This is a genomic window from Flavobacterium sp. FlaQc-28 (assembly GCF_044007415.1).
GTDB lineage: Bacteria > Bacteroidota > Bacteroidia > Flavobacteriales > Flavobacteriaceae > Flavobacterium.
In genome coordinates this window covers 15,534-28,806 of the sequence record NZ_JBIPCM010000014.1, presented here as the reverse complement: position 1 = coordinate 28,806, position 13,273 = coordinate 15,534, and the positions used below count along the sequence as shown (strand labels likewise).

Below are 13,273 nucleotides of genomic sequence, written 5' to 3'. Positions count from 1 at the left end.
ATAAGATGCTGTTTCACAGACGGATATTCTTCAATGTCAATTTTTAAACTTGGAAATGTTGCAATAATGTAAAAATCAGCAAATTCATAAGAATATCGTTTAACATCACGTCCTCTCAATAACGGTCTAATAATCTCTACACTTTTTGGGTCTTCCTTAATTAATTCGTCTCTTTTTTTTCCATCAATGATAAAAGCCTCATTGTAGCCTGTCAAAATCCCTCTATAAATATTAATATCCCAGTCTTTTAGGGGAGTTCCTATCTTTTCAATTTTCTCTTTTATATTTTTTTCAATAGGGGAGAGAATAACCCAACTATTACTTTTAAAATAAGTGGGAGTGGAATTGTTTTTGACAAAATCTTCCAATAGATCTGATTTGAAATCTTTGTTTAATAAGCATGCATATGTTTTCTCTTCATATTTTGATTTCGTTCCCATGAGTATATTGGTGTCAACTGTAGCGGAATCAAACACTTGTACTCCGCCAAAATCAATTAACAAAATAGGATTTGTTTTTTCTACAAAATAGTTACGCAAACTTTCTCCATATCCAGCCCTCATCCACTTGTTAGATGTAATAAAGGTTAGTATTCCTTGTTTTCGAAGAATATTAAATCCTAATTCATAAAAAAGACTATAAATATCTCCTGTTTTTGCATAAGTTTCGAAACTCATTTTTTCTAAACTAACACTATCTTGTCCCATTTTTTGTAATTGTACATAAGGAGGATTCCCTATTATAGCATCAAATCCAACAAAATCTCCACTATCGTTTAGTATATCAGGAAACTCAAAACGCCATTCAAAAGCATTTTCATATATTTTATTACTTTTTATTTCTTCAATATCGATATCAAGTCTTTTTATTTCTTCAGAAACAGCTTTTACTTTTTTGTTGCGTTCGACTTCTTCTTTCTTGCTTAGTTCAAACAGGCCTGTTTGAGAAGTAAGAACAAGATATTCTCCTTTGAGTTTATAAAGTTTGATAACTTTAGGATCATTAGCATTAATCTCGCTTCTAAAATTGGTTTTTATTTCCCCAATTAATTCTTCCATTTCTCGCTTTTGCTCTTTACTGTCGGCATTGCGATAAGTGTTAACAGCATTTTTATAAACATTAATAGAAAGTTTACTTTTCTTTAAAGCCTCTTTCAAATTGATATCCAGCCCAAAACGGCTTATTAAGGAATTACCACATTTTATATTAATATCAATGTTAGGCAGGGTTTCGAGTTCATTGGTTTTAGGTCTATAATAGGCATTTTTCAATAACTCAATCCACAAACGCAAACGGCATATTTTTACAGAGTTGGGGTTAATGTCTACGCCAAATAAACAATTCTCAATAATGGTTTGTTTCTCATGAAACAACGTTTCCTGTATACGATGACTTTCTTTGCTTTTCGGATTATATTGATATGGGATACCGTCTTCATCGGTTACCATCAATTCATCATTCACTACTTCAAATTGGTATTCTTTTAAGCGTTGACCATCATGGTCTTGAAGCACTCTTAAATCATTTTTTATTGCAATAATTTCATTTAAAGCAGAAACTAAAAAGTGTCCTGAACCTACGGCGGGGTCACAGATTTTTAAAGTATTAATAATGTCGTTGGCTTCTTTCCGGTCCTCGATTTTCTCATACAACTCTTCAAAATTAGATAGCTTCCAATTTTTGGTTTCATTGAATTTTTGAACAACGGCTCTACGTATTGTTTCTTTACACATATACATGGTAATGAAACTTGGAGTAAAGAACGATCCGTCTTTGTAACCATTAATTTTTTCGAAAATCAAGCCCAATACAGACGCATTAATCAGCGTTTTATTTTCCTCTTGAATGTCTTCACTTCCTTCACTAGCAAAATCATAAGCATCAAGGAAGGACAAGAAATAAGCGAGCGGATTTTTTGCCCCTGCCTCTTTCTTGCCTTGATTGTCTTTAATTACGGTATTGGAAAGTAACAGTAGGGTAACATTATCTTCGAGTTGTGATATAAATAATGTTTCATGCTCCAGGTCAGTTGGTTCAAAAAGTGAACTGTTTAGATAAGGAACTTTTGCAAAAACAGTACTTACTCTTTCATTTCTTTCATTAGGTTTTCTGGCCAAAACTTGAAAAAACAAACTATTAAGATTATCGTAATCTTTAATCAAATTTGAATTTAAGAAAGCATAGCTTTTATCTCCCTTGTGATATGATATAAGTTGTGCCTCGAGCAATTTTAAAAATAAGATACGATTAACCCATGTAATTGTTAATTCTAATGCCACATTAAACAATCGCTCTGTATGATTATCACCATATTGCTTAACATTCTGCAAGCGTGAAATTTTATCTAAACCGTCTAGCTGGTCGATAGCATTTTCTAATAAAGAACCTGAATTTCTTTTGCCTTCTTTGTGGCGCTGAATTAGTTTTTTACCACCTTCTTTTACTTCGTCTAGTCCAATAATATGAAGTAACTCACTATAAAAATTTTTATCTAATGAATTGCTATCATTTATGAAAGACAATTTTAATAAATGCTCAGGTGAAAGTAATTTGAATAATGCTACTAATAATTTATCATCTTCTTTATTTGCATTTCGCAAAGGCTTGTCATATTTGCGAATATCAAAATGAGCAAATTCAATAGTGTTTTGCAATCCTTCAATAAATGGTTTCGCAATTTCTTTATAGAAATAATCAGTAGTTTTTCCAGATAACCTGCCTTCTTCAAAATCAGTAAATTGTCTTGTAAAGGTTTTATTCTCTGCAAATAATTTATTGAAAAGTTGGGCGTCAAAAACAAACCATTCGTGAATATTAGTTACAACTAAATGTTTTAATTCGATGTTTTTATGGGTGATGCGTTCCCGCATGTAATACAAAACCAACTCTTGTAATGCTTTCCCGTTTAGGTTTGCAATAGTAATCATTTCAGTTTTGTTTGTAGGACTTTTGGCTTCAATGATGACACCTACATCAGTTTTAGCATCTTTTCCGTTATGTATTACCAAATCATTACGCCCTTTAGTATTTACAGAGTAATTAGGATCGTAATAGGTCTTCTTTAAGAAATCAATAACCAAATTTTTATGAAACTCCTCACTTTCCTTTTCGTTTATAGAATCCAAAATCTTAATCAAATTAGTTTTGAAATCCTCAATATGAGTACGATTTGGTTTTATTTTAAGAAAGGCTTTATTGAGTGCCTTACGAGGTTCTAGTAATATTGTATTCATGTATTTTTGGAATGTTCTTTGTTTTGATTTCAATTAATGATCCAAGAAGGGATTTTTTGTAATAAAACTTTTTATTTATGCTAAAGTATTGAATATATACTGAACTGTAATGAGGAAAACCGTAAATAGTAAAGAAATAACTCTCTTCTAGTTTCTTTTAGTATAGTTAGTTGTATTAATTGATTACCAAAATCATAAATACCCCTTTTCGTATTCCCTTATAGTGCTTTTCTAAATCTATAGATGGTTTAGAAATATATAAATTAGAGATAGATATCTAGTACTATATTACTACCATACTATAGTACTATAGCAATATATTACTATAGTAATTACTTACTTTCTTAATTTCTTAATTTAATGCCTCATTACTAATTAAGTAAGTAATTATAGTGCTCAATTCAAATTTCAGTTGCCTGTTTTGAGCCATCGTTTTTTATGCACTCTTCTATTTTTGAATAAATTTGTTTTATATCATCAATGTTTTTAATCAAATAAGATATTTCAGTTCTAGTAAAATAATCTAACTTCTTTTGATGGAAACTTTTAATTAACTGATTGAAGTTGTTTCCAATTCTTCGAACTTCTTCAATTAAAATTCCTTTTTTAATCCTGGCGTCGTTATCAAAGGTTATTATTCTATACTGATTGTTAAGAAGAATATCCCTGATCATACTGTTCATATTTGTATAATCACTCTTTTCGAATAATTCATTTAGTTTTTTATACTCGTCATCCGACAACATTACCTTTTTATTATTTGATCGTTTAATCTCTTTTTCAGGTCTACCTCCTTTATTCATTTTCTATGATATTTAGTTTAAAAAATACGACTCCGGAGTATTTAATTTCTCGAAACGAAGTGCAGAGCAAGAAGTTTAGTGCATCAAAAACAAATTCGAAGAATTTAGGGTTTTTGGGGCATCTAAACACACCTTGCTACTCAACTGTGATGTGAAAAAATTTATTTCCCTTCGGTTTATTGTACTCCGCAGAATTGAACCAAAGGGAAATAAAAATCATATCAGTTTTAAGCTTATTTTATGTTTTGGGCAAAGCATACAAAAATGTCTTAAAAACTGATGAATTGATGACAAAACTTTCTAAGTCCTTTTATTTACTGGGTTTCCTGTTTCATCAAATTGTCATCAATTCATCATTTTAAATTAGATCGCATCCTTTTTTATCATCACTCTTCTTTTTTGATGACAAAATGATGACAAGTTAAATTAAAGAATATCAAGAGTTAAGATAACACTATCATCTATTCATCAAAAATATTAGATAAAAATTCTCTTGAAACTGTATAGTATCGTCCTTTGCTTAAATTTTGATAGAAGTCCAAATCATTTGTAATTGTAATCTTTTGGTATTGATTTGAATTAGATTGTTGCAGTAACTTCCAATCATTTCGAATAATTTTTTTAATCTCATTAGCATCATGTTTAATTCTAAACTTATTTAGAAAGTTCAATAAATCGGAAAAGCAAAACTGAATTATTTCTACATCTAAACTATCTAATATATTGATTAAAACATTGCCTACTTCAACCTCCATTTTATTCGAATTAAATTTCACGAGCTTATCCAATGCCTTAGTTCTTACTTGCTGCGGTGTAAACCACATTCTTGAGCTATTTTCCGTAGATAATTTTCGATTAGAAAGGAAATCCAAAAAAGCTGGAATTTCTGCAATTAATTTGTCTAAAAAATGAACATCTTTTTTTTCTAAAACTTTTAATTTTCTTACCCAAAACCTAGTTTCGTCAGCATTTATTTTTATAAATGAAGTTTCATTGTTTGAACATAAAATAAATTTTCCGAAAAAATGAGCTTCTTTTTTATCTTTCCCTTTAGCTTCAGTTTTATGAGAATTCGTTGTAGATAAATATTTAATTCTCTCCGTCATTTCATCTGTTCTAAATAAGACTTCATCAATTGCGATAATTAATCGGTTCGTCCAATCACTATTGAATTGTGAGTTAAAATCATTATTAGTTAAGAAAGTCATGTTGAACTCAAAAATTGCTTTTAACCACTTTAAGAATGTAGATTTACCTGTATTATTCTCCTTGCTTACAAGGCAGAGAATAGGAAGAATCTGGGCAGGCTTCAAATATAAAAGTTGAAGATAATCTAACCCCATCTGGAACTGATTTTCAAAAATATGCTCAATAAATTTTAACGTAGTAGAAATATCTCCTTTTAATGGCGTTTTACTAATTTGATGATATGTGTTGTAATAATCCTTTATCTTTTTTTGAAAGTGTTCAGGACGATTTTCCGGAATGCATATAAAACCATCATATCTCTCAACTTTAGAGAGAGCATCTTTACCATGATCTTGCCTAATTAATTCGGGTGACCAAACAACCAAAATCTCAATAGAATCACCAGATAAAGAAGGGTACAGGGATTTTTTATAGTAGGTCGTCCCTACTCTAATATATTCTTTCATTTATACAATAGAGATTTAATTGTATATTTGCCATATACAATAGATTACTAAAAAAAGACAAGCACAGAAATTGCACTTTCTATGCTTGTCTTTTATATTTTAAGGATTTAACTTCATTAAGAGAATCAAATAATTCCTCATGATTTATTAAAATTCTCCTTCCTATGAAAGAAGCTTTAATATTACCTCTTTCAATATGGTTTCTAATTGTCTGACTATCCACATGCAAAAGTTCTGCAGCTTCTTTGATAGTATAAACATTATTAGATAAGTCTTTTTCAGGTTTAGTTAAAAGTTGAGTAACTAAACCTTTTAGCTCTTTCAATTCAGATTGAATTGTTTCAAATGGATTTTGCATCATAACGTTGTCGATTTAAATTTCGAGCAATGTTATAGCTCCTTACCTCTTGGTTTACTTGATAAAGTGTAATAAAGTAAGATAAAGCAAATAGTTATTAATTATCAGATATTTTCAGCTATAAGTATCTTTGAAAATTCATTATACAAATCAAAATATTCAGATTGTTTGTTTACTCCAACAATCTTACTAATGTTCCTTTTATCAAAATCGAACAAAGTTTTTTTAATATTTGCAGAAAAATACGATTCCGAGAAATCAATCTCTTCTTTGAATTTTTTATCATCTACACTATAACGCTTTTTAAAATTTTCTTTAAAGCTTTTTAAAAAAACCTTCTGATTTATTTTCGAAAAGTTTTCACTGTGCGAATCAAACAGTATCAAATTTAGTAGAACTGCTAATTGTGTTTTACTCTTAAATCTAAAACTAGGTAAACCAAATCGTTCTTTATTTTTTTCATAAATACTATATTTTTCAAGAACATTGAAAAGCTTTTCTAAAAATTCAGCATCAAAAACAATTGATTCTTCACTAATATTCCTATCCACTACATCCAAAACTTTTCCTTTATTTAATTGTGGAAATTTCTCTGAATAAGCAATCACAATAAATATGAGAGCAAAGAAAAAAAGTAAAATACCAACAATAAAATAGAATATTTGAAGTGAATTAGAGTTAACAATAAAGCCTAGATATATAAAAAAGATTGACGCGAAAAACAATGCAAAACTCAATGTAAAGAAACCAAATTGCTTGTTTTCTGCTACTGATCGAACAAATAAAAACGTCTCATCAAATTGTTCTTTAAATCCTTGTAAATATAAAATTGGGTGTTTTTTCATAATATTATAGACTATTTTTCTCCAACTATTTTTAGTGGAATTTCAATATCAAAAACTTGATCCATTGCTTCTTTTTTCTCAGGCTCACTTATTTGATAATATTGATTTAGAGTTTTCATATCATTATGTCCCGTAATAGAGGCAATCAATTTATCGCTTTTACCTTGCCTTTTCATCATGGTTATAAAGGTTCTTCTCGCGGTATGTGTACTTATTCGGTCGTAAAAGAACATTTCTTCCTTAATATTTTCTTTCCCCTTTGTTGTTACTTTTTGAACCTTATTTTTATATTCCATTTCTTCAAACACGTCTTTTATATATTTATTCTGTTTTTGATTGGCTATTAATGGAAGTTTATAATCGTATTTCAGTAAAATATATCTTGAAATATTGGTTAAAGGTATTTCTCTCGTTTCTTTAGTTTCATCTTTATCCTCTTTAAGCAATATGAAATCATTAGTAACATTACTTCTTCTTACTAAAGATAATTCTCCGAATCGCATACCAGTCACACAAGCAAAGACAAAAACATCACGAACCCTTTCAAGCTTTGCACTTTTAAATTCATATTGCATTAATTTATTTAAATCTTCTATAGTTAGTGCAATTTGATTCGTAATTACTCTCTCAACCTTTTTAAATTCTATAAAAGTATCATTGTAAGTAAATTTATTTTTCTTCGCCCAAAACATGAAAGTTTTAAAAAGCCCCAAATTTCTAGCATAGGTATTGTTTATATGCTTCAAATCATCCATACAGTACGAAGTAAATTCTCTATGAAAAACTTCATCAATCTTGCTAAATGTTAATTTAAATTTTCTAGCTTTTTCAAAATTTTCAAGTATGTTCTTGATGTTTTTATAGCGCTTAATTGTTGCTTCTGACCATTCCTTACCTTTTTCTTTTTCTTCTCGAAATTGATCATAAGCATCAAAGAATACATTTTTCCCGGCGGGAGCTTTTTTAAACTCTTCTTCAAATACCTTTTTTAAATTCTTAGAGGTGAAAGACTCGTTTATTCTTTTGTACAAGCTTTCAGTTTCAAGAAATAAATCAGAATAACGGTTCAACTGAAGCTTTATACTTTGAACAAACTTTGATTTCTTTTTACCATTTACAAAAGGGAATCTGTTTTCAAAATCCCAATTTTCAGGAAGAATTTTTTCTCCCGTTGAAAAGACAAATTTTTTATTTTCATTTTTAAAATAGCATGAAAATAAAATCAATGTTTCTTTATCGCTTTTAGGTTCTTTAAGATTGAAAGTGTATTTCATTCAGTTGACAATTTAGTTGACAATAATGTTATAATTAGTTATAAAAACTCATTAGTAACAAATATAATAATTCCAGTAAAACAGGGTGTTTTTACTGGAAATCACTTATCAACAATCAAACAAAGTATAACTAGCTCAATAGCCGGCGACTCCACAAAAAAGCCTGTAAACTCTTTGTTTACAGGCTTTTTTACTTTTGGTTGATATTTTTATTATTAAGAAGTATCAGCCAAATACATATAATTTTTAATTTTTATAATCATTAAGAGTAAAAGCGACAATAATTTTTACTCTTTCTATATTTTCTTTTGCATCCATACCATGCTAATTTCATGTTCTTTAATTGTGCCGATGTTTTGAAAAAAACCACACTCAACAAAGCCCATTTTTTTATGAAATTCAATACTTGTTTTGTTTAATGAAGATATATTAACTATTATTTCTTTAAATCCTTTTTCTTTTAAGTCTACAAAAAGATAATTTAAAATTTTAGTTCCTATTCCTTTTCTTAAATAAGTAGGATTTAAAAAGTATGTCAATTTTACCGTATTATTAAAAATGTTTTCTACTCGAAAAGGATATGCAATACCAAAACCTATAACTATATCATCTTTTAAAGCGACGCATCCTGCATATTGTATTCCCTCATTTGTTAATTGAATAGCTTCACTATCTTTCATTAACTCATCTGAAAAAGTAAAGAATGTTTCTTGTACATAATAGTTGTATATTCTCTGAATATCTTTGTAGTCCGAAGATTTTATCTTTGCTATTTTCATAAAAAATTATCTCAATTAAAAAACTATTTATTCATGTCGCTAGATTGTTAACCTAACAATCTGATTTTTTAAGATTGAAAGTATATTTCATTCAGTTGGCAATAATGTTATAAAATTAATTATAAAAAGCAGTGATAATAAATATAAGAAATAATTTACAAATAATTAAGTCTTAGCTATTTACTTATCAACAACCAAATAGGTTATAAAAAGTATAATCCCAGCGACTCCAAAAAGTCCGAAAACCAAAAAGTTTTTCAGGCTTTTTTATAGAAGTACTATTAAGTCTCCATTTTCCAAAATAGTCTCAAAACTAAAACAAGTATATTTTCTACACTTAAAAAAGTAGCACCACAAAGCCTTAAAGAGAACCGTCAATTCTATATTGTTTCACCATTTTTCTCTAACTTAGCACGGTAAATCTTAAAACGTAAGATTCAAACAACTTTTGTTTTTCTGCAAAGAACTGAATGAAAAAACGTTACTGTATTTTCTCTTACATTTTTTTCAAAAAAACATTCTTCTAATAATTTTAGTTAATTGAAAACTATGAACAAATTTGATTTTGGAATTGTAGGTCTCGGCGTAATGGGGCGTAACTTACTTTTAAATATTGCCAGCCATAATTTTGCGGCTGCAGGTTTAGACTTGGACACTGAAAAAGTCAACTCTCTTCAACAAGAAGCCGATTCTGATCATACAATTGAAGCGACTACCGATGTTAAACATTTTGTAGAACTTATACAAAAACCAAGAGCTATTATGCTTTTAGTGCCAGCTGGAAAACCTGTTGACAGTGCCATAGCTAGTTTACTTCCTCATTTAGACAAAGGAGATATTATAATTGATGGCGGAAATACTTATTTTACGGATACTGACAGAAGATTTTTAGAATTATCTTCTAAAGGAATTCACTTTTTTGGAATGGGAATTTCTGGTGGTGAAAAAGGAGCAAGATTTGGTCCTGCAATGATGCCTGGAGGAGATCAAAAAGCATACGAAAGACTTCGTCCAATTTTTGAAGCTATCGCTGCAAAAGTAGAGGGTGAACCTTGTGTAGAATATTTAGGAAACGGATCTGCCGGCAACTATGTAAAAATGGTTCACAACGGAATTGAATACGGAATCATGCAATTGATTTCTGAAATTTATGACCTAATGAAAAGAGGTTATAATTTGGATGAAAATACAATTCAGAAAACATTTGAAGAATGGAATGAAACATATGATCTTAAATCGTATTTGATTGAAATTACAGGAAAAATCCTAAAACAAAAAGACGAAGACGGAAGTCCGCTGATCAATAAAATTTCAGATTGGGCAAAATCTAAAGGAACAGGAAAATGGACTTCGCAAAATGCGATGGATTTACAAGTTCCGGTTCCAACTATCGACGCTGCTGTTGTAATGCGCGATATGTCTAAAACTAAGCCAGAAAGAATTGAAGCTGCAACTAAATTAGTTTGGAATGCAAATCAAACTGATGTGAACACAAGTGAAGCAATTGCTGCATTAAAATCGGCATTGTACTTTTCGATTGTCGTAACATACGCGCAGGGATTAGCGCAACTTCATACTGCTTCTAAAGAATATAATTATGGATTAAATCTAGAAACGGTTGCTAAAATATGGCGCGGCGGTTGTATTATTCGTGCCGCTATTTTAGAGGATTTCAGAAAAGCATATGTTACAAAAGCAGATTTACCAAACTTACTTTTAGATGCTGGAATCGCTTCAAAATTAACAGATAATCAAGCTGGAATGAGAAATGTAATTCAATTTGCTGTGCAAAAAGGTTTACCTGTGGCAGGACTTATGAATTCATTAGCTTATTTTGATGCTTACAGATCTGAAAATCTGCCAACAAATCTAATTCAGGCGCAGCGTGATTATTTTGGAGCACATACTTACGAACGTATTGACAAAACTGGTGTTTTCCACACACAATGGTCTGAATAAAGAACTTTAAACAACACAACACACAAAATGGGTAAGTTCAAAAATATAAATCCAACTATCATTGTAATTTTTGGTGGAACTGGAGATCTGGCAAAGAGAAAGCTCTTTCCCGCTTTTCAAAATCTGTATCTTGATGGCCGTATGTCAAAAAAGTTTCAGATTATTGCTCTTGGAAGAGCAGAAAAAAGCGATGAAGAATTTCGCAGTTATGTCTTAGAAAATCTAAATACATTCTCGAGAAAAAAAGGTCTTTCGGACCCAGAAACTCAAAAATTTCTTTCTCATATTACTTATCATAGTCTTGATATCGACAAAGAAGAATCTTATATCGGATTAAATGAGAAAATAAATACTATTGATCAGTCTTTTGGAGAACGAGCTAATCGTCTTTTTTATCTTTCGATTACGCCGTCTTTCATTTCTACTATTTCTAATAATATCAAGAAAATTGGTCTTGCTGCCAATCCTAAACAAGATCGTATTATAATCGAAAAACCTTTTGGTTACGATAAGACTTCTGCAATTGCACTTAATGAAATGCTTTCGCAGACTTTCAAGGAGGAACAGATTTATAGAATCGACCATTATTTAGGTAAAGAAACTGTTCAAAACATCTTAGCTTTCCGATTTGGAAATTCGATGTTTGAGCCTTTATGGAGCCGTAATTTCATTGATTTTGTTCAAATTACTGTAGCCGAAGAAGTTGGCGTAGAAGAACGCGGCGGATTTTATGAAGGCGTTGGTGCTTTGAAAGATATGATTCAGAATCACCTGCTTCAAATTTTATGTATGACTGCTATGGAGGCTCCGGCTTCTCTTGAAGCAGATGATATTCGAAACCGTAAAGCTGATGTTTTAAAATCGATTCGACGTATTAAACCAGACGAAGTTGATCATTATATTGTGAGAGGTCAATATGACGCAGGAACCATAAAAGGTAAATCCGTTCCCGGATATCGTCAAGACAAAGGAATTGCTCCGGATTCTAATACCGAAACTTACGTTGCAATGAAAATTTATCTCGATAACTGGAGATGGCAGGGAATTCCATTTTATCTGCGCACAGGTAAAAGAATGGAAGAAAAACAGTCTTCTATTATTATACAATTTAAACCTGTTCCGCATTCGGCATTTTCTTATGGAAAAGAGGGTATGACACCAAATAGATTGATTATCAATATTCAGCCGGAAATGGATATTAAACTGCAGTTTATGACTAAAAAACCGGGCTTATCTCTTTCTTTAAGACCTGCAGAGATGGTATTCGATTATTTTGCCTGCTCGACAATGTCACCTGAAGCTTATGAAACATTAATTGCCGATGCTTTGGCAGGAGATCCTACTCTATTTATGCGTTGGGATCAGGTGGAACAAGCTTGGGATGCAATTGATACTATCCAACAGGTATGGAAAACTACAGCGCCTGATAATTTCCCTAATTATAAAGCAGGAAGCTGGGGACCTGAAGAAGCTGACGAATTATTGGCACGCCAAGGGCACAAATGGATCCCAAATAAACAAACAAAAGAAGAAGTTTTAGATGATACAGATTTACAATAATACTGAAGAAATTAATATCGCAGCTGCAGATCTTTTTATTGCGGCAGCACAAAAAGCAATTGCTAAAAAAGACAAGTTTACAGTAGTTCTTACAGGAGGTTCTTCTCCTGCAGGAGTTTACAAATTATTAGCTTCTGACGATTACAAAAACAAAATAGACTGGAGTAAAGTTTTTGTGTTTTGGGGAGATGAACGCTGGGTTCCGCTTAATGATGATTTAAGTAATGCTAAAATGTCATATGCAGCATTACTAAGTCACGTTCCAATTCCTGCAGAAAATATTTTCGAAATGTATAAAGATGGCGTTACACCAGAAGATTATGCTGTTACTTACGAGCAATCTATTAGAACAGTTTTAGGCGATGAAGGAAAGTTTGATCTTATTTTATTAGGAATGGGTGATGATGGACATACAGCTTCTCTTTTTCCTGGGCAGGCAGTATTGCAAGAGCAAAATAAATGGGTCGATGCCTATTATCTTGAACCTCAAAAAATGTTCCGAATTACACTGACTGCTCCGCTGATAAACAAGGCCGAAAAAATCATTGTAATTGCTTTTGGAGAGAAAAAAGCACCAGCTTTAAAAGAAGTTACAACTGGCGAATACAATCCAGCAACTTATCCGATGCAGTTAATTAAACCTGTTTCTGGAGAGCTATTGTTTCTTGTAGATAAAAGTGCTGCTGGAACGAATTAAGAAATTGTTTTTACACTCAATATTAAAAAGTTTATGCTTAAAAGCATAAACTTTTTTGTTTTAATATGGGACTAAATCTAATAAAAGAGCTTTACAAATAGACAAACTCA

Annotated in this window: 10 protein-coding genes; 3 read left to right on the top strand and 7 right to left on the bottom strand. The window is 30.8% G+C overall.

What is annotated here, in order from left to right:
• The 7 genes from ACHRVL_RS22810 to ACHRVL_RS22780 all read right to left on the bottom strand — a co-directional run.
• The coding region (locus ACHRVL_RS22810; protein ID WP_395415568.1) for an Eco57I restriction-modification methylase domain-containing protein at window positions 1–3,233 on the bottom strand (3,233 nt) is incomplete at its 3' end.
• 401 nt (window positions 3,234–3,634) lie between these two features.
• A complete protein-coding gene (locus ACHRVL_RS22805; RefSeq protein ID WP_395415567.1) occupies window positions 3,635–4,036 on the bottom strand; it encodes a hypothetical protein in 402 nt (133 codons plus the stop codon).
• Window positions 4,037–4,497: 461 nt separating this feature from the next.
• Entirely contained in the window at window positions 4,498–5,691 is a 1,194-nt protein-coding gene (locus ACHRVL_RS22800; protein WP_395415566.1) for a primase-helicase family protein, read from the bottom strand.
• Window positions 5,692–5,770: 79 nt separating this feature from the next.
• Window positions 5,771–6,052, bottom strand: coding sequence for a helix-turn-helix domain-containing protein (locus ACHRVL_RS22795; RefSeq protein WP_395415565.1), 282 nt, complete (start codon window positions 6,050–6,052; stop codon window positions 5,771–5,773).
• A gap of 101 nt (window positions 6,053–6,153) precedes the next feature.
• On the bottom strand, window positions 6,154–6,894 hold the full coding sequence (locus ACHRVL_RS22790; RefSeq protein WP_395415564.1) for a hypothetical protein: 741 nt from the start codon (window positions 6,892–6,894) through the stop codon (window positions 6,154–6,156).
• Window positions 6,895–6,905: 11 nt separating this feature from the next.
• Window positions 6,906–8,120 (bottom strand): tyrosine-type recombinase/integrase, encoded by a 1,215-nt coding sequence (locus ACHRVL_RS22785; protein WP_395415563.1) that lies wholly within the window; start codon window positions 8,118–8,120, stop codon window positions 6,906–6,908.
• Window positions 8,121–8,464: 344 nt separating this feature from the next.
• Complete coding sequence (locus ACHRVL_RS22780) at window positions 8,465–8,947, bottom strand: GNAT family N-acetyltransferase (protein ID WP_395415562.1); 483 nt, start codon at window positions 8,945–8,947, stop codon at window positions 8,465–8,467.
• A gap of 549 nt (window positions 8,948–9,496) precedes the next feature.
• Here ACHRVL_RS22780 and gndA point away from each other — a divergent pair.
• The 3 genes from gndA to pgl are packed head-to-tail and all read left to right on the top strand — an operon-like array spanning window position 9,497 to window position 13,163.
• Window positions 9,497–10,906: an NADP-dependent phosphogluconate dehydrogenase gene (gene gndA / locus ACHRVL_RS22775; RefSeq protein WP_395415561.1), complete on the top strand. Its 1,410-nt coding sequence runs from the start codon at window positions 9,497–9,499 to the stop codon at window positions 10,904–10,906.
• 27 nt (window positions 10,907–10,933) lie between these two features.
• Window positions 10,934–12,466 carry a glucose-6-phosphate dehydrogenase gene (gene zwf / locus ACHRVL_RS22770; protein ID WP_395415560.1) on the top strand — a complete coding sequence of 511 codons (1,533 nt, stop codon included), beginning with the start codon at window positions 10,934–10,936 and terminating at the stop codon, window positions 12,464–12,466.
• Window positions 12,447–13,163: a 6-phosphogluconolactonase gene (gene pgl / locus ACHRVL_RS22765; protein WP_395415559.1), complete on the top strand. Its 717-nt coding sequence runs from the start codon at window positions 12,447–12,449 to the stop codon at window positions 13,161–13,163. Before zwf ends, pgl begins: the two co-directional genes overlap by 20 nt.
• Window positions 13,164–13,273: the final 110 nt, after the last annotated feature.

Coding starts and splice junctions, on each gene's coding strand:
- ACHRVL_RS22795 (WP_395415565.1), bottom strand. CDS start 6,052: ATGATGCAAAATCCATTTGAAACAATTCAATCTGAATTGAAAGAGCTA.
- ACHRVL_RS22800 (WP_395415566.1), bottom strand. CDS start 5,691: ATGAAAGAATATATTAGAGTAGGGACGACCTACTATAAAAAATCCCTG.
- zwf (WP_395415560.1), top strand. CDS start 10,934: ATGGGTAAGTTCAAAAATATAAATCCAACTATCATTGTAATTTTTGGT.
- gndA (WP_395415561.1), top strand. CDS start 9,497: ATGAACAAATTTGATTTTGGAATTGTAGGTCTCGGCGTAATGGGGCGT.
- ACHRVL_RS22805 (WP_395415567.1), bottom strand. CDS start 4,036: ATGAATAAAGGAGGTAGACCTGAAAAAGAGATTAAACGATCAAATAAT.
- pgl (WP_395415559.1), top strand. CDS start 12,447: ATGATACAGATTTACAATAATACTGAAGAAATTAATATCGCAGCTGCA.
- ACHRVL_RS22780 (WP_395415562.1), bottom strand. CDS start 8,947: ATGAAAATAGCAAAGATAAAATCTTCGGACTACAAAGATATTCAGAGA.
- ACHRVL_RS22790 (WP_395415564.1), bottom strand. CDS start 6,894: ATGAAAAAACACCCAATTTTATATTTACAAGGATTTAAAGAACAATTT.